The following is an 18278-nucleotide window of genomic DNA, read 5'->3' on the forward strand; positions in this document are numbered from 1 at the left end:
AATCAACAACAGCCGGCACTAAAGTACCGGTTCCAAATAACTACTAACATATCTCTTATTTAATAAATACACTAAATAAGGTAGTGAAGCAATTGTGTTCATTTAAGAACTTGGTAAAAAGACAAACGTACTATTAGTACTGGTCAGCTAAACACATTGCTGTGCGTACACATCCAGCCTATCAAGCTTGTAGTCTTCAAGCGTACTTCAGGGAACGTTCATCTTGGAGTTGGCTTCCCGCTTAGATGCTTTCAGCGGTTATCTCATCCGAACGTAGCTACCCAGCTATGCCCTTGGCAGGACAACTGGTGCACCAGTGGTTCGTCCAACCCGGTCCTCTCGTACTAGGGTCAGCTCTCCTCAACAATCCTACGCCCACGGAAGATAGGGACCGAACTGTCTCACGACGTTCTGAACCCAGCTCGCGTACCGCTTTAAATGGCGAACAGCCATACCCTTGGGACCTGCTCCAGCCCCAGGATGCGATGAGCCGACATCGAGGTGCCAAACCTCCCCGTCGATGTGAGCTCTTGGGGGAGATCAGCCTGTTATCCCCGGCGTACCTTTTATCCTTTGAGCGATGGCCCTTCCACACAGAACCACCGGATCACTATGACCGTCTTTCGACTCTGCTCGACTTGTCTGTCTCACAGTCAGGCTGGCTTATGCCATTATACTCTACGGTGGATTTCCAACCCACCTGAGCCAACCTTTGTAAGCCTCCGTTACTTTTTAGGAGGCGACCGCCCCAGTCAAACTACCCACCAGACATTGTCCTCGCACGGGATAACCGTACGGAGTTAGCTATCAGAATATTCAAGGGTGGTATCTCAAGGATGCCTCATCATAAACTGGCGTCTATGAATCAACGGCTCCCACCTATCCTGCACATGAATATCCCAATAGCAGTGTCAAGCTATAGTAAAGGTGCACGGGGTCTTTCCGTCTTTCCGCGGGTAGGAGGAATTTTCACCTCCACTACAATTTCACTGGATCCCTTGTTGAGACAGCTCCCATCTCGTTACGCCATTCATGCAGGTCGGTATTTAACCGACAAGGAATTTCGCTACCTTAGGACCGTTATAGTTACGGCCGCCGTTTACTCGGGCTTCAATTCATGCCTTCGCTAATGCTAAGCAATCCTTTTAACCTTCGAGCACCGGGCAGGCGTCACACCCTATACATCCACTTACGTGTTAGCAGAGTGCTGTGTTTTTGGTAAACAGTCGGGAGGGACTCTTTGCTGCGACCTATCAATGCTTTGGAGAGTAAATCTCCTAACAAATAAGGCACACCTTATACCGAAGATACGGTGCTAGTTTGCAGAGTTCCTTAACAAGGGTTCATCCACGCGCCTTAGAATACTCATCTCACCCACCTGTGTCGGTTTACGGTACGGGCGACATATCATCTCGTTTAGAGGCTTTTCTCGGCACGACAGTATCAAGGGTTCTGGTCGCTCTCCGAAAAGATTGACCAGCCTGTCAGATCTCGGTCTCATGTAGCGCGGATTTGCCTACGCTACGACCTACGTCCTTCGAGCCACTATTCCATCAGTGACCCCCTTTAACTCTATGCGTCCCCCCATCACTCAAACGATGTAATGTCGGTATCGGAATATTAACCGATTTGCCATCGTCTACCCCTTTCGGACTCGACTTAGGTCCCGACTAACCCTACGATGACGAGCATCGCGTAGGAAACCTTGGGTTTACGGCGAAGAAGATTCTCACTTCTTTTCTCGCTACTCATGCCTGCATGCTCACTTCCATCCGCTCCAGTACTCCTTACCGGTATACCTTCAGCGCTGAATGGAACGCTCTCCTACCACTTACAGTAAACTGTAAATCTAAAGCTTCGGTGTTTATCTTAGCCCCGTTATATTTTCGGCGCAGAATCGCTAGACCAGTGAGCTGTTACGCTTTCTTTAAAGGATGGCTGCTTCTAAGCCAACCTCCTGGTTGTCACAGCAACTCCACATCCTTTTCCACTTAGATAAAACTTTGGGACCTTAGCTGTTAGTCTGGGTTGTTCCCCTCTCGACATAGGATTTTATCACCCTACGCCTGACTCCCGAGGTTACACGTATAGTATTCGGAGTTTGATAGGGTTTGGTACCGCGGTAAGCAGCCCTAGCCCTGTCAGTGCTCTACCCCTATACGCTAATGCTCGAGGCTATACCTAAATATATTTCGGAGAGAACCAGCTATCACTGAGTTTGATTGGCCTTTCACCCCTATCCACAAGTCATCCCAAGAATTTTCAACTTCTACGGGTTCGGTCCTCCACTGGCTCTTACACCAGCTTCAACCTGCTCATGGATAGATCACTCAGTTTCGGGTCTGCAGCATCTGACTATGTCGCCCTATTAAGACTCGCTTTCGCTACGGCTTCGCGTTCGCTTAACCTTGCCAGATACCACAACTCGCAGGCTCATTATGCAAAAGGCAGTCCGTCACACATTATAATAGTGCTCCGAATGATTGTAAGCCATAGGTTTCAGGTTCTATTTCACTCCGCTCACCGCGGTCCTTTTCACCTTTCCCTCACGGTACTTGTTCGCTATCGGTCTAGTAGTAGTATTTAGGGTTGGAGGGTGGTCCCCCCATATTCAGTCAAGATAACACGTGTCCCGACCTACTCGTTCCATACCTTAGTTCCACATAAATGTTTTCGCTTACGGGAGTATCACCCTCTATGCTCATCCTTTCCAGAATGTTCTGCTAACAAATATGCTAAATGTATGCGCCCTATTCCAATTTCGCTCGCCGCTACTCTCGGAATCTCGTTTGATTTCTCTTCCTTTGGGTACTGAGATGTTTCACTTCCCCAAGTTCGCCCCACCCGAAGGTGGTAACACGAATCGCTCCGTGCTGGGTCGCCCCATTCAGAAATTCCCGGATCAAAGCTTCTTGGCAGCTCCCCGAGACTTTTCGCAGCCTAGTACGTCTTTCATCGCCTCTACTAGCCAAGGCATCCACCTATGGCCCTTAATATCTTTTTATTCTATGTTGCGTTCACTACCTTATTTAATGTATGAATACATTAAACAAGATGAATGATCTGTTATTGTAGTTATTTAGTTTTTAATTATATCTCTATAATTAAAGTTGTTGACTTTAACAATTGTAATTTAATGATCGTTTGGTTTTTAAACCAAATATAAATTCTTATGACTTTAAGAACTTATATTTAATTTAGAAACTTGTTTCTTAGATGAGTTGTGCTTAAAAAAGAAGCGAAGCATACTTTAGTATGTGAGTTTCTTTTTTAAGTGCAAATCGCTAAGAAATGGTGGAGAATAGCGGGATCGAACCGCTGACCTCCTGCGTGCAAGGCAGGCGCTCTCCCAGCTGAGCTAATTCCCCATTTTATAATCGTAATTCAAATGAACACAGATCACTGAAAACTAAGCAAGTAAGTAACTTTTGAAACAACCAATAAACTATTTCTCGTGTGAGATTTTCTTGTGTTGAGCCACTCAATCGAATGAGTGCTCTTTACTCTAGAAAGGAGGTGATCCAACCGCAGGTTCTCCTACGGTTACCTTGTTACGACTTCACCCCAGTCGCTAATTCCACCGTAAGCGGTAGCCCCCCGAAGGTTGGCTTCCCGATTTCGGGTGAAATCAACTCCCATGGTGTGACGGGCGGTGAGTACAAGACCCGGGAACGTATTCACCGTAGCATTGCTGATCTACGATTACTAGTGATTCCAGCTTCATGGAGTCGAGTTGCAGACTCCAATCCGAACTGAGAGACGCTTTAAGTGATTAGCTCCACCTCGCGGTATCGCAACACTCTGTACGCCCCATTGTAGCACGTGTGTAGCCCTAGCCATAAGGGCCATGATGACTTGACGTCGTCCTCACCTTCCTCCTCCTTACGAAGGCAGTCTCCTTAGAGTGCTCAGCTTAACCTGCTAGCAACTAAGGACGAGGGTTGCGCTCGTTGCGGGACTTAACCCAACATCTCACGACACGAGCTGACGACAGCCGTGCAGCACCTGTTTTCAAGCTCCCCAAAGGGCACCACTCTATCTCTAAAGTGTTCTATCAATGTCAAGGCTAGGTAAGGTTCTTCGCGTATCTTCGAATTAAACCACATGCTCCACCACTTGTGCGGGTCCCCGTCTATTCCTTTGAGTTTTAATCTTGCGACCGTACTCCCCAGGCGGAACACTTAATCTGTTAAGTGCATCACCGAGATGACTAGCATCCCGACGACTAGTGTTCATCGTTTAGGGCGTGGACTACCAGGGTATCTAATCCTGTTTGCTCCCCACGCTTTCACGCCTTAGCGTCAGTTATGTTCCAGCAGATCGCCTTCGCTTTCGGTATTCCTAGTGATATCTACGGATTTTACCCCTACACCACTAATTCCATCTGCCCCTCCCATACTCTAGGGTGAGAGTTTCAAGTGCAGTTCTACAGTTAAGCTGTAGGCTTTCACACCTGACTTTCCACCCCGCCTACGCGTCCTTTACGCCCAGTGATTCCGAATAACGCTTGCACCCTCCGTATTACCGCGGCTGCTGGCACGGAGTTAGCCGGTGCTTATTCATATGCTACCGTCATTTTCTTGACATATAAAAGGAGTTTACACACCGAAATGCGTCATCCTCCACGCGGCGTTGCTGCATCAGGGTTTCCCCCATTGTGCAATATTCCTCACTGCTGCCTCCCGTAGGAGTCTGGTCCGTGTCTCAGTACCAGTGTGGCGGATCATCCTCTCAAACCCGCTACCCGTCATCGCCTTGGTAGTCTCTTACACTACCAACTAGCTGATGGGATATAGACCGATCCCTTGGCGGAATCCATTTCCCGACTTATCTTGTGATAAGAAGGAGTATCCGGTATTAATCATCGTTTCCAATGGCTATCCCGGTCCAAGGGGCACATTATCTATATATTACTCACCCGTGCGCCACTCGTCAGCATAGTAGCAAGCTACTATCTGTTACCGTTCGACTTGCATGTGTTAAGCACGCCGCCAGCGTTCATTCTGAGCCAGGATCAAACTCTCCATAATTGAAACGAGAAGAAACAAAGTCCCTTCTCTGCGTTAACACTGGGTTTCACTCAGCGTGAGGCTCGATGCACTAGTGCATCTTCTCTCTTACTGATTGAAACTCTGCAATTAACTATTATGAAAAGATAAGTAAACTTATTACTGATCTTTTGCCCAAGATTATTAAATCATTGGCTTTGTTATTTTAAGTCTTAATAAAACTGCTTAAGGTTCTATTACTAGACTGTATAGTTATCTATTACTATTAAGGGAACCATACAGGTAAACCTGTATGGATTTCAAAATAGAATAGACGGTTGTTGTTTATTAGTTATTTCTAAGTAATTTATCTCTTTAACTCTAAAGTTAAAAAGTCTCTTACTTGCTTAGTTTTCAATGATCTCAAACATTTTTAAAAGCTTCTACTTGAAGTCTCTCTAGGCCTTTTAAATCAGGTCTCTCTGTTTGTGGATGGGAATTATAGGGGAGTATTGCTTAGAGACTGCTTAATGTTTGGTGGGTTTTTTAAAAAGTTTTTGAAGTTTTTTATTTGTTACTTTTTATAGAAGTTTGACTCAAACAAACTTCTAACTGTTTACTTCAATATATACAGGTTCAGAAAAATTTGGAACATCATCATATGAAAATACTGCATAATATTTATGAACATTCAAATCACCAAAATTATCATACGTATAATTATCACTGCCGCCATAGAGTTTTTGCCCATCATAAGGAGAGCATGGAACCTTGAATCTGTTTTTTACAACAATCACACCTCTGTAGCCGTCGTCTTCAGGACTTTCCCACTGCAGTTTTATTATTCCGTTTTCCATACTTGCCCGTAAGTTCTCTACCTGTTTTGGCGGATTTTTCCTTTTACGGATGTAATCCAAAGTTAAAACCGGTTTATCTATTTTTTTATTGTCTATCCAGTTTACATCAGCATTTTTGGACATCTCAGTTTCTGATGAAGCGGAAATTACAAAAAAGGCTTTCTTCTTTTCTTTTGCCAACTCAAGCATTTCCTGAATTGCATATGTATCAAAAACAAATCTCTGTTTTGAAGACCTCTTGATCTCTGTAATACTTACGTCATATCCGATTCTCTCAATAATGTTTCTGTTTTTTATCTTCTCATAGGTAATTTCACCTGTAATCGGTTCCACCAGTTCTATATGAAAACGTAAATTATTCTCTTTTGCATTCACCTGATATGCCTGTAAATCTATATACGCATCAGATACTACGGTATTTTCCATATCCGGTAAATTCAATAAATCAAATTCAATGCATGCATATTTCAGGTTGCCACTTGCGTCATATCCGGATTTAAGCGCATTATCTTTTATATTGTCATGATTGACTGTAAACTCATAAGAAGATTGAATATCCAGTTTTGCTTCATGTATGGTATACGAAATATCAAGCTTTGGTCTGTAGGTTAATCCTCCACTGAATTTTCCATATCCGATATCCCACTGCATCAACTGAGAAGACCTGTCAAGCGGCAAAGAGGTCGGTCCTTGCATTCTAAAATATGCTTCTCGTCTTTTTAAAGCTTTTTCAAGAACTTTTATTTCCTGTTCTGCAAATTGATATTCTCTCCATATACCCTGAGCCAATTGATGTGAAGAGGTTGGTCGATCTATATAAGAAAGCATTTTTGCATTTTTTATATCATCAAAACTGTCTATTTTGTCTATTGTACGCTCATCCATCTGTCCAACCCGCCACTGACCATAGCGCTCAACCTGTACAGCAACCCGGTTCATCGGATAAAATGAAATTTTTGCTGCTGTAATAATCGCATTTTCCGGAATTGTCATTAAGGAAAATCCACACACTCCGTAACACTCCCCTTTTTGTTCTGAAATTCCGACAAACAGAGAATTGTTCCCAAAATGATCTTTGTTCTTTTGTGTCTTTTCTCCGACATATCCTATTTTGCTTGCAATGGGATATAAAATTTTGGAAAACATATTTTCAGCCGGTTTTGTTCTTACCGCAACAAGTTGAGCATAAGGTGATTTAATTGACTTGTCCTTGCAGACCGCACGAATATAATAATAATAATTTGTCGAACTCTTTAAATTGGAATCTGTAAAACTTTTCATTTTCGTCATGGCAATTCGATTGGAGGCCTGCGCAAACCCTTTGAGTTTTGTTGAACGATAAATTTCAAAATAAATTGTTTCGTCTTCTATATATTCCCAGCTGAGTTCTACCTCTTTTGCCCCAATGCCTGTTGCCACAAAATTTTCAACACGTTGTAAATTGTTTTCTTTTTTGTAATTGTTTACTTCGGAGAGAGCCATAATCAAAGCTGGAATATTTTCCTGGATATTCTCACTCATATTCTCAATATAGTCACTGATGTTTCTCGTTCCGACTTCTGCTACTAGCGAAAGGATTCCCTGAGAATAGTAAAACTCGCGTCCGCTTCCTGAAATGAGATGCACAGGCGGTTTTCCCATATGAATGCCGTATTCACGAGAAGACTCTTTTCTTATTTCTTCTGCCATATTTCCCGCCAGAAGATTCAAGTCAACAGCATCCTCCGCATCCTCATGAATAAAATTGTGTGCAGGAAAAAATACATTGCCCTGAGAATGGTAGTCCAAAGCAATTGTAATATTTTTGCGTTCGAGTATAAAATCTCTAATGGCTGCGGTTTCCGGTTCACTGAACGGTTTCGGACCAGAGTAGACATTCGAAGTATAATTTTTGTTCGGGGTAAAACCTACACTGAAATTTCTGTTTAAATCAACCCCGTAACTTCCGTCAGGATTTTTTCTACGGTTTTTTCTCCAAAAAGAAAAATGGTTTCTTGAGTATTCGAAACCATCCGGATTTGCACAGGGGACCATATAGAGTGTTGTATTGTCCAATATTTTGTTAAGTTGTGGTTCATAATCAATATGTTCTAAAATATATTTTGCAAAAGCAAGAGAAAGTTCTATTCCAATCCATTCTCTTGCATGAATTGTACCTGTGTAAAAAAGTGCAGGTTTTTTCAGATGTGCCTCTACATTTTTAGTAATTGAGACAGCAATAATATCTCTGCTTTCCCATGTTTGTCCTATTGTTTCTACTTTAACAAGATTTGGATGTCTCTTTTGAGCAGAATTAAAAAAATTTATACATTCATCATATGAACTATATTGTTGTCTCAAGCCATTGCCTTCATTTTTTTGAAATGATACTCTTACTTCGTTTTTCTGTCAATTAAATCCACAATTAAATCAATTTTTTTGTCATTAAAGTTTAATCCCATTTTTTCCTGTTCAGGAGTAGCAAAAGCAGGAATACCGTTTACTTCCAAAACAATATACTCTTCTTTTTCTCTGTCATAAATAATATCTACGCCACCAATATCCACACCTGTTGCTTTGCATGCTTTTTTTGCAATACTGACAACTTCGTCATTTGCTTCACGTACAAAAACACTGCCGCCGCTTGTCACATTTGTACGCCAGTCGGTTCCGCTTGCTTTTCTTCCGTAACACGAAACAAATTCTCCATCAACAATATCAACTCTGAAATCCGTATTGTCATAATCAATAAATTTTTCTACATAAAAATAGCGCAGATCCATCTGATTTAAAAAAGGCATAAGCATATCCAGGCTTGCTTCATTCTCGATTTTGGTAAGTCCCACACCACCCCAGCCATCAGTAGGCTTGTAGACCATTTTGTCCCATTTTTTAATGATTTTTTTAAGTTCATGCCCATCATCCCGATGACACAGCTTATAATCAGCTGTTTTCACACCGCTGTTTCTCAGAACAAACGAGGTCTGAAACTTATCTTCTGTCAAAGCAAAAGACTCATAAGAGTTAATCATCGGAATAATTCGGTTTAATGCCTGATACAGGTACATTTGATACTGTGTCTGTTCCCCTGCATTATAGGAAAAAAACAGATCCAGTGTATCGAGTTTTTCTCCATGATACTCTTTTCCGTGATAGAGTATATGCGCATTTTTTGCAATCGCATGACGCAAATTAATATCGTTTAATACTTCAATGTTTCTTTCTTTGAGTTTTTTAATTATTTTTTTTGCTATTTTGTCTCCGCCGCCATTCTTGTATAACCACATGCCGATTTTTCTTTTTTTCATTGACATCCCCTAAAATTTTAAATTTTTTATAAAATACCCAAAGAGCTTTCTGCTCATCTCTATGCGACGGACAAAACTCTCCTTGCTCGCCCGCTCTTTTACTGTATGATCTCCGTCACCAAACGGTCCGAAACCATCAAGTGTCACAACACCACATGCGCTGACAATATTTGCATCACTCACACCGCCTCTTTCTTCCGCGGGTATCTGCTGTTGTGTAATCTTTTCTATTTTTTTAAGTAGAGCGATTGAATCCTCTGTTGTCTGCATCACATCTCTTTGTATACCACCGCTTAATGTTGCTTTTACGCCATCAACAACAGAGGTTTGCACAATCTTTTCTATGGCTGCCAACACTCTCTCTTTCTCAGCAGAATATTTGTATCTCAATTCAAAAACCAATTGTGCCTGCGGAGAGACAGTGTTTGCCCCTATTCCCCCCATAATTTTTCCGACATTAACGGTTGTACCTTTGTCCAGGTCTGTCAACTGCACAAGTTTTTGCAGCTTGTATGCAAGTTCTAAATTTGCATCACAGCCCTCACTGTAATGATTGCCTGCATGGGCTGCTTTGCCCTCTATGTCAACAAAGAAAGTTCCTACACCTTTTCGTCCGGTTACAAGTTCCAAATGCGCACCGGCCGCTTCATACACAAAACAATACGCATACTCTTTGGCAAGTTCAGCAGTCAGATATTTGGAATCATCACTCCCAGTCTCTTCATCACTGACCAAAAGAATATCAATATTTTGAATTTTCACGCCTTTACATGTAAGCTGGCGCAGTGCTTCAAGCAGTACAATATTGCCGCCTTTCATATCACATACACCCGGCCCGTATACCCAGGTGTCATCTTCTGTAAAATATTCAAATTTTCCGGGAGGAAAAACCGTGTCAATATGTCCGAGCAAAAGTAATTTTGGAGAATTCTTTACATGTAAAGACTTGTAGTAACGATGATCACCGACATTGTTGCGTTTGTAAATGACCGTTTCAAAACCCAATGCCCCAAACCATTCATCAAAAATTTCACCGACAAGGTTCACACCTTCTGTGTTTTTTGTATAGGAATTTATTTCTACGACCTTTTTTAAGTCTGCTATGTAGTTCATTGTTATCCAAATAATGTCTATTTTTATTGATTATACTATGAATTTGTTATTTATGCTAAAAAGTTAGATTAATTTTTACGGAGTTTAAAAAATATGTGTAATGTGGGAATGTTATAAAATATGAAGAAGGCAAGAGCCCAGAAGAATTATTTTCTTCTAAGTTCTTTAATACGGGCTTTTTTACCGGCAAGTGCACGAAGATAAAAAAGTTTCGCACGACGAACACGACCGCGACGAATCACTTTAATTTCATTGATTGAGTCAGAATAAACTGGGAAAATTCTCTCAATACCAACACCGTTAGCACCGATTTTACGTACTGTAATAGTTTGCCCTGTTCCCTGACCACGCTTAGCTATACAAACACCCTCGTAATTTTGTACACGAGTTTTGTCACCTTCTTTAATTGTTACTGCTAAATTTACAGTATCCCCGGCACGAAAATCTGGAATATTTTTCTCAGCAGTTTGTGCTTTTTCAAAGTTTTCAATATACTTATTTCTCATAAGACTAGATCCTTAATTTATTTCATAAATGAAGGAAACCCTCCATTTGATTTATAACGAGAATGGAAATAATTCCTTTCTCTACGTTAACACTTTGTTTTTCTCGGCGAAAAGCCCATCGCACTGGTGCGATTTAGCGTAATCGTTCTTCCGATTTGTGCTTTAATAGCTGTTCTGGTCTAAAGAATTTGGTCTTTGCTTCAGACAAGGCTAATTTTAGTGAGCGAATTTTACTATGATTTCCCTTTAAGTATTCTGATGGAACACTTAAACCTTCATAGTTTTGTGGTTTTGAAAATGACGGTGCTTCCAAAAGCGGCGTTTCAAAGCTCTCAATCTCCAAAGACTGGGCATTTCCGAGAACACCTTCTTTGTTTCTGCTTATGGCATCACAAAGTACCAGTGAGGCCAGTTCGCCTCCGGTCAGAATATAGTCACCGATTGAAAATACTTCATCCGCATATTTTTCAATAACCCTTTCATCTATTCCCTCATATCTTCCACTCACAAAAGCTATATGGGTTTTCTTTGCCAAACGCTTTGCATCATTCTGTACAAAAGGTTTGGCAACCGGAGTCAAAAAAATGATATGAACATTTTCATCTTTATTTTTCAAATCATCCAGTGCATCAAAAAGCGGCTGTGGATTCATTACCATTCCCGCACCGCCGCCTACTGCCGTATCATCAACTTTAGAGTGTTTGTTCTTTGAGTAATCCCGAGGATTCAAATAGTCTATCTTTATGATATCCTTCTCAATGGCCCGTTTCAAAATCGAACCTTTAAAATAGCCTTCAATCAGAGCAGAAAAAAGAGTAACAAAAGTAAAGCGCATTCAAGAAGCTTCCAGGATATCAACAGCACCACTGAGTGTGATGCGTTTGTTCTCAATGTCAACTTCCACTTTAAACGGTTCAATAAAAGGAACCAAAAAGCTCTTGGCCAAACCGCTTTCGACTAAACTTGCATCAGTAACAATACTTAAATAATTGGTAGTATTGAATCTCTCTATCTCTTTTACTCTGCCAAGACATTTGCCATCTTCATAGACTTCACAATCTTCTAAATCAAACCAGAAACACTCACCCTCTTCCAAATGGCAGTTTTTTCTTGTCTCTTCGTAGGTGGTAAAAAGTTTTGCATTTGTAAACTTTTTGGCATCTTCAGGATTTGCAATGCTGTTAATGCGAACCAATCCACGATTCAAATCAACATCACTTAAAGTAATGCGCTCACTTTTATTGATTAAAAAAGTGGCTCCCTTAACAAACTGTTCAGGAAAATCACACTTAAGATGCAATTTCATATCTCCATGAATGCCGACAGTTTTACCAATCGTTGCTATATGCAACAACTTTTCTTTACTAGACTGCTTCGACATTGATACGGTAACTCACACCATCTTTTGCTTTACATCCGGAAATCACAGTTTTAATAGCACCAATCATCTTACCGCTTTTTCCTATTAATTTCCCTATATCTGCCTGGTTTGCGTAGAGAACTATTTCTGTTATTTCATCGCCCTCTTGAACTTCAACTCTGATATCATCGGGGTGTGATGCTATCAGTCTTGCAAATTGTGCGACAAAATCAGCAATCATAATTAACGACCAGTGATCTTTTTCACACGATCACTCATCTGAGCACCGACACCCAACCAGTAATCAACTCTTTCATTGTCAACTTTGAGCTCTTTTGTCATTGGATTGTAATATCCGATAAGTTCTATCCAACCACCATCTCTACGTTTACGGCTGTCTGTTACCGCGATACGGTAAAATGGTCTTTTCTTTCTTCCCATACGAGTAAGTCTAATTACTGTCATTTTGTTTCCTGTTTTTTTATTTACCTGTTACCGGTTACATGTATACATATTGAGAGTTTATTACTATAAATGCTAAGTTTTTTTGGGAAGGTATAAATGTAGAAGAGTCTTTTTTCTCTTAAATAATTTTGCTTCCCTCTTACCATCTCTATAGTTGGATGTACACATGTAACCGGTAAACAGGCTACAAATCTTTTTATCACAGAGGTATTGTTTAAAAAGATTTATTTGAAATGGAATTATATCCACTTTTTTCTTAAATTACAATCTCTATCTTGGCAGGCCACCCATACCTCCTGGTCCGCCTGCCTGACCCATCATCGACTGAAGCTGCTTCATACCGTTTTTGCCGGAAAATTTCTTTGCCATTTTCCCTGCATTTTTAAACTGCTTGATCATTCTGTTTATTTCAACGATATCAAGGCCGCACCCTTTTGCAATTCTTTGCTTTCTTGAGTTATTTAACAGGTCGGGGTTTTCTCGCTCTTTTTTTGTCATTGAAGCAACCATGGCTTTGATATTTTTAAGCTCTCCGGAGTTTTCAAAATCAAAATCCTTAATCGCTTTGGACATATTGCCCATGCCCGGAATCATTCCTATGATAGAACTCATGCTTCCCATTTTTTTCATCTGTTCCATCTGTTCTAAAAAATCATTAAAGTTAAATTTGCCTTTTTGAATTTTTTTTGTCAGTTTTTTCGCCTGTTTTTCATCAATAACATTCGTTACTTTTTCCGCAAGTCCTTCTACATCACCAAAACCCATCAGACGGTTGACAATACGCTCCGGTAAAAAGACTTCCAAATCTTCCATTTTTTCACCCAGACCGATAAAACGAAGCGGTACCTGTACCTGAGATGAAAGACCCAAAGCAACACCGCCCTTTGCATCTCCGTCGTACTTGGAAAGAATTACGCCGTCAATCCCGATTTTTTCTTTAAAACTCGTTGCTGTGCGTACGGCATCCTGCCCTGTCAAAGAGTCGGCCACATAAAAGATTTCATCAGGATTTGCCGCTTTTTTTACATTTTCAAGCTCATCCATAAGTTCTTCATCAATAGCCAGACGACCGGCCGTATCTATAAGCACAACATCGAAAATCTTGGAATCAGCATACTCTAATGCAGACTGTACAACATCTACAGGATTTTTTGTTGCTTCATCTTCATACAATTCAACTTCAATTTGTGCGGTAATCTGGCGTAATTGTTCTACCGCGGCAAGACGTTGCAAGTCAGCTGCAACAACAAGTACTTTTTTGCCTTTGTTTTTAAGATAATTTGCAAGCTTACCGGTTGTAGTTGTTTTACCAGACCCCTGCAGTCCTGTCATCAAAATCACAGTCGGAGGGTTGGGAGCAAAGACGAATCCTCGGTTGCCGCCTACATCTAAGAGTTCGTTGAGAGTTTCACGTAAGGCTTCAAGAAACTGGTCTTTGCCTATCCCTTTTTCTTTTGTACGCAGTTGTACTTTTTGAATCAGTTCTTTGACGACTTTATGGTTGACATCCGCTTTTAAAAGATTTTTTTTCAGTTCATTGAGTGCTTTGGAGAGTGCCTTGTCATCATCGTGAAAACGAATCTTTTTTATTGCATTTGTAAACGAATCTGTTAAAGTACCGAACATGAAAACACCTCTTTTATTCTATATAAATTTTTTCGAAATTGTAACTAAGTTTTTCTTAATTATTCAAATGTAACAAAGCTTTTGGGCTCTTTTGCCACAAACTCCATTCCAAGAAGTCTGACTTTATGGGCATGGAGCATCACGCGTTTTGCACGACGCCCGCCATACTGCTCGTCACCGACTATAGGATGGTCAATATAACGTGCATGGACTCTTATCTGATGTGTGCGCCCATTGTGAATAATACATTTGACTTTTGTTTTTTTGGCACTGACAATATCAGGAAAAAATTCCGTTCTCGCCGGTTTTCCTTTTGGAGAAACATTTGAGTAGGCTTTGTTGTTTTTTTTCTGTGTAGTAATTGCTTTGTCTACTTCAATCGGCTCGGTCATTATTCCCTCAACCCAGGCGATATACTCTTTGTAGACTTTGTCATCACGAAACTCTTTGATAGCACGCTGACGAAATTCCTCATTTTTTACAAGCATTAAAACACCGCTTGTTTCGCGGTCGAGTCTGTGCAACAGTACCGCCGGTTTAAATTGACGCTCTATCTCGTCCGAGTTTACATGTGCCGGTTTATCGACTACAACAATGTCATCATTTTCAAAAATAGGCTTAACGTGTTCTACTTTTTCTACTCTGAATATCGTTCGCTCATCAATTTCACCACGGGCAATCATCACTTTTTTGTTGCCGACATACACAAGTCCTCTGTCTATCATAGACTTTGCATTGGAATTGGAAATTCCCTCTTGCTGTGCCAATAATTTATACGCTTTTTCTGTTGCCATTTTACCAGCTCCTTTTAATTTTTTAATATTTTTTGAACCACGGGTTCCAGGTTTATCTGCTCTTCTACCATTGAAGGCGGCAACTCCTTTGTCATCTCAAGTGCATCGGCTATTTCATCCGGCTCAACATACTGCACGTGATGGACATATTTAAACAACTCTTTTTGGTGAAAAAAATGCTTTCCTGTAATTATTTTACATCCGAAATAAGCCGGTTCGAGCGGATTGTGCCCACCGACATCATTTTTAAAAGCACCCCCTAATATGGCTATGTCGCTGATGGCATAGATATTGTTGAGTTCACCCATCATATCGACTAAAATCAAATCACCTGCAAAACTCTTTCCTTCTGAAAAACGGGAAACAGTGGCATTATTTTGCCTGCCGTATCGTTCCATTAAGCTATATACCTCTGCAAAACGTTCCGGATGACGGGGAACAATTACAAGTTTTGCCTCTTTGCTCTTTTCATAGGCAAAAAATGCCTCTAAAATGCTTTGTTCCTCACCAGGATGGGTACTTCCAGCTACAATTACTTCCGCATCGGGCTTTTCGTATTCTTTTGTTTTTTTGATTTCACCTGCCAATTTTATATTGCCAATCACCTCAATGTGTTTTGCACCTAAGGCCAAAAATCTGTTTTTGTCACTTTCGCTTTGAGCATAGACCATATCTACATTCTCTAAAAGTTTTTTATAAAACCAGGCAAACTTCATATATTTTTTGACACTTTTATCTGAAATTCTGGCATTAAGCAAAATAACTTCTGCACCGCGTGAACGCGCTATGCTAAAGAGCAGATACCAAAATTCTGCCTCAAGTACAATAAGCTTTTTTTGCGGTTTGACCCAAAACGGCAGATACATTTCATACGGAAGATAACGTACCTCTGCATTATATTTTTTTGCTTCATTGTGTCCGGTTTGTGTAATCGTTGTCACAAGTATCTTTTTATTTGCCAATAGATCCAGAAGCGGTTTAAGGGCTCTGGCTTCGCCTAAAGAGCAGACATGAAACCAAATTGCATTTGTACTGCGAAACGGAGGGTTCTTAAAAAGAAAAAAACGTGCAGGAATTGATTCTTTGTATTTTTTTTTAAAAGCAAGCAATATCAAAAGAGGCAATGCTGTTATAAACAGCATTACACTCAGTACATAATAGAAAAGGAAAAACGGCTTCAAGCCTACTCTTCGTTAACTTTCACATAAAGGATGCGTCCGCAGTGGGGACATGTAGTGATATCTTCACCTTTTATGACATCAGCATAAACCTTATCGCCTATTATCATATGGCATCCCATACATGCCTGTTCTTCAACAGGAACCACTGTTGTGTTTTTTGCCCAACGACGGATTTTTTGATAAAAAGCAAGCCCTTTTTGATTGATATCTGACAAAAGAGTCTCTTTTCTTTTGAAAACCTCTTGTCTCTCTTTGTGTATTTTTTCAAGTTTTGTATCTACATCAGCTTTTACACTTTCCAAATTTGCATTTAACTCTTCCAGAGCATTTTTTGCAGCTTCAATCTGCTCTTTTTTTGCTTCAATGATTTTTTCAAGTCTTTGAATCTCTTCATTTGCAAATGTGACCTGCTCTTTGGCAATCTCTTCTTCAAGCTGCAGCGATTTCATCTCACGTTCTGTTTTTACTTCAGAGCTTTTTTTTACATTCTCTTCAAGTTTTTGTGAAAGTTCCGAGAGATGCAGTTCGTTTTTTGCTTTTTTAACTTCTTCGTCTTTGATTTCATTCGTTAAATTTTCAATATCTGACTCTATGCTCTTTGTTTTTGCAAGAGCCGCTTCATAATTTGCATTTGCTTCTTCAATCTGAGGTTCAAATGCGTCTATCTCTTTATCTATAATTGACAGATCGATTAATTGTTTTAAGTGCTTGTTCATTGGGATCCTTTAGGGGTTTACTTCTACCATTACCTGTATTATTAGACCTAAATATATGTAAATGGGTTTTCTGATGATGCAATTATAACTTCTAAACCTAAAATTTTCAAATGCTTTTGCATAATTTGTGCAAAAAAGTACTCACTTTCATAGTGTCCGATGTCAATTAAAGACAATTTTATACTTTTTGCCTCCATTGCATCATGATATTTTACATCACCTGTCAAAAAGCAGTCAGCATCCAGACTCTTCATCAAAGAACATCCCGATCCTGTTGTCAGGGCCACTTTTTTTACTCTTTGCGCACACTTAACTGTTCTTGCACATTTAAGTCCAAATGCTTTTGAAACATGTTTTGCGAATATATCAAAATCTTCATTCACTTCCAGGTATGCAACAAAACCGTCTTTTTTACAAATTTCGTATCCGAGTATCTCTTTTGCAACATATTCGTTTAAGTGTGTCTGGTCAAAATTTGTATGCATCGCAATATTTGAAATATTTTTTTTAATCATTTTTTGAATCAAATTTGCAGGATATTTAGAGAACTCAAGTTGTTTGAGTCCGCCAAAAATAATCGGATGGTGCGTAATAAGCAGCGTATTTTCATCCAAAGAATCAATCAGTTTTTCATCTACATCAATACTCAAAGCAATTTTTGAAATATCATCTTTGAAATCACCTATCAAAAGACCAGAATTATCCCATGACTCCTGAATATCAAAAGGAGAAAGCTCATTGAGATATTTGTATATTTCCAATATTTTCACAGCGATTCTCCCTTCTTGATTTTTTTCAGTTCCTCTTTTGCTTCTTTAAATTCAGGGTCAAGTTCTATCGCTTTTTCATACATTCCTTTTGCTTCATCAAAATGCTTCATATCAACAAGCAGATTCCCGTAATTATAGTAGGTAATAGGGTTTGTGGCATCAATTTCAAGCGACTTGTTGAGATGATTTCTTGCACTCGCATATTCACCCGCTTTTCTATACAGGGATGCCATCGCCTGATGGATATAGGTATTGTTCGGGTCCAGTTCCAACGCTTCTTTGTAATACTCCATAGCCTCATCGTCCCTGTTTTGCTGTGCAAGTGTATAACCCATTTTAAAGAGTGTTTCAGGGTTCTTTGGATCTTTAATATTTGCCTCGCTGTAAATGGCAAGCGCTTTTTGCAAATCTCCCTTTTGCATCTCTTCATCGGCTTTTTCCACCAAAGAGGAGGCATCAAAAGGGGAAAATGCCTCAGCACTTCGTTCACCTTGGGCACCTGTGTGCTGTTGGTCCTGCGGATCTTTAAGTGTTTGTATATGTTCGTAAATTTTGTATGCAAAAAAAGCAGAGGCTCCAAGCATAAGTAACTGAAAAAGTGTCATAATTGTTTTC

At 40.1% G+C, this 18278-nt stretch carries 14 protein-coding genes, 1 tRNA gene and 2 rRNA genes; all 17 read right to left on the bottom strand.

All coding sequences use genetic code 11. The features are described 5' to 3' along the window. Positions 1-112 precede the first annotated feature (112 nt). The 17 genes from ACM66U_RS09720 to ACM66U_RS09800 all read right to left on the bottom strand — a co-directional run bounded on the left by ACM66U_RS09720 (position 113) and on the right by ACM66U_RS09800 (position 18268). Positions 113-3004: ribosomal RNA gene (locus tag ACM66U_RS09720) — 23S ribosomal RNA — on the bottom strand. A 288-nt stretch (positions 3005-3292) separates the two neighbouring features. Beyond that, positions 3293-3368 (bottom strand) — tRNA-Ala (locus tag ACM66U_RS09725). Between the two features lie 141 nt (positions 3369-3509). Beyond that, positions 3510-5030 (bottom strand): 16S ribosomal RNA (locus ACM66U_RS09730). Together the 16S and 23S rRNA genes with 1 tRNA gene alongside form the textbook arrangement of a ribosomal RNA operon. Before the next feature lie 566 nt (positions 5031-5596). Continuing rightward, positions 5597-8185, bottom strand: a complete 2589-nt coding sequence (locus ACM66U_RS09735) for a M14 family zinc carboxypeptidase (RefSeq protein WP_346389576.1) — start codon at positions 8183-8185, stop codon at positions 5597-5599. 32 nt (positions 8186-8217) lie between these two features. Then, positions 8218-9132: an ATP-grasp domain-containing protein gene (locus ACM66U_RS09740; RefSeq protein ID WP_151899618.1), complete on the bottom strand. Its 915-nt coding sequence runs from the start codon at positions 9130-9132 to the stop codon at positions 8218-8220. Positions 9133-9141: 9 nt separating this feature from the next. After that, the gene (locus ACM66U_RS09745; protein ID WP_418640655.1) at positions 9142-10245 is read right to left on the bottom strand and encodes a M20 family metallopeptidase; all 1104 of its coding nucleotides are present in this window, start codon (positions 10243-10245) and stop codon (positions 9142-9144) included. Positions 10246-10391: 146 nt separating this feature from the next. Then, positions 10392-10751 carry a 50S ribosomal protein L19 gene (gene rplS / locus ACM66U_RS09750; RefSeq protein ID WP_151899616.1) on the bottom strand — a complete coding sequence of 120 codons (360 nt, stop codon included), beginning with the start codon at positions 10749-10751 and terminating at the stop codon, positions 10392-10394. 133 nt (positions 10752-10884) lie between these two features. After that, positions 10885-11586, bottom strand: a complete 702-nt coding sequence (gene trmD / locus ACM66U_RS09755) for a tRNA (guanosine(37)-N1)-methyltransferase TrmD (RefSeq protein WP_418640656.1) — start codon at positions 11584-11586, stop codon at positions 10885-10887. Beyond that, on the bottom strand, positions 11587-12102 hold the full coding sequence (rimM, locus tag ACM66U_RS09760; RefSeq protein ID WP_418640657.1) for a ribosome maturation factor RimM: 516 nt from the start codon (positions 12100-12102) through the stop codon (positions 11587-11589). A gap of 13 nt (positions 12103-12115) precedes the next feature. Beyond that, positions 12116-12352: a KH domain-containing protein gene (locus ACM66U_RS09765; RefSeq protein WP_151899613.1), complete on the bottom strand. Its 237-nt coding sequence runs from the start codon at positions 12350-12352 to the stop codon at positions 12116-12118. Between the two features lie 2 nt (positions 12353-12354). Beyond that, entirely contained in the window at positions 12355-12576 is a 222-nt protein-coding gene (gene rpsP, locus ACM66U_RS09770) for a 30S ribosomal protein S16 (RefSeq protein ID WP_151899612.1), read from the bottom strand. A 270-nt stretch (positions 12577-12846) separates the two neighbouring features. Continuing rightward, positions 12847-14202, bottom strand: a complete 1356-nt coding sequence (gene ffh / locus ACM66U_RS09775; protein WP_418640658.1) for a signal recognition particle protein — start codon at positions 14200-14202, stop codon at positions 12847-12849. Between the two features lie 59 nt (positions 14203-14261). After that, entirely contained in the window at positions 14262-14996 is a 735-nt protein-coding gene (locus ACM66U_RS09780; protein WP_151899610.1) for a pseudouridine synthase family protein, read from the bottom strand. A gap of 14 nt (positions 14997-15010) precedes the next feature. Continuing rightward, positions 15011-16177: a lipid IV(A) 3-deoxy-D-manno-octulosonic acid transferase gene (gene waaA / locus ACM66U_RS09785; RefSeq protein WP_346389581.1), complete on the bottom strand. Its 1167-nt coding sequence runs from the start codon at positions 16175-16177 to the stop codon at positions 15011-15013. Between the two features lie 2 nt (positions 16178-16179). Beyond that, complete coding sequence (locus ACM66U_RS09790) at positions 16180-16893, bottom strand: zinc ribbon domain-containing protein (protein WP_346389582.1); 714 nt, start codon at positions 16891-16893, stop codon at positions 16180-16182. A 47-nt stretch (positions 16894-16940) separates the two neighbouring features. After that, entirely contained in the window at positions 16941-17663 is a 723-nt protein-coding gene (locus ACM66U_RS09795) for a Nif3-like dinuclear metal center hexameric protein (protein ID WP_151899607.1), read from the bottom strand. Continuing rightward, complete coding sequence (locus ACM66U_RS09800) at positions 17660-18268, bottom strand: tetratricopeptide repeat protein (RefSeq protein ID WP_346389584.1); 609 nt, start codon at positions 18266-18268, stop codon at positions 17660-17662. The genes ACM66U_RS09795 and ACM66U_RS09800 overlap by 4 nt, the downstream gene beginning before the upstream one ends. Positions 18269-18278 lie beyond the last annotated feature (10 nt).

The organism is Sulfurimonas sp. ST-27 (assembly GCF_048081595.1).
Lineage (GTDB): Bacteria > Campylobacterota > Campylobacteria > Campylobacterales > Sulfurimonadaceae > Sulfurimonas > Sulfurimonas hydrogeniphila.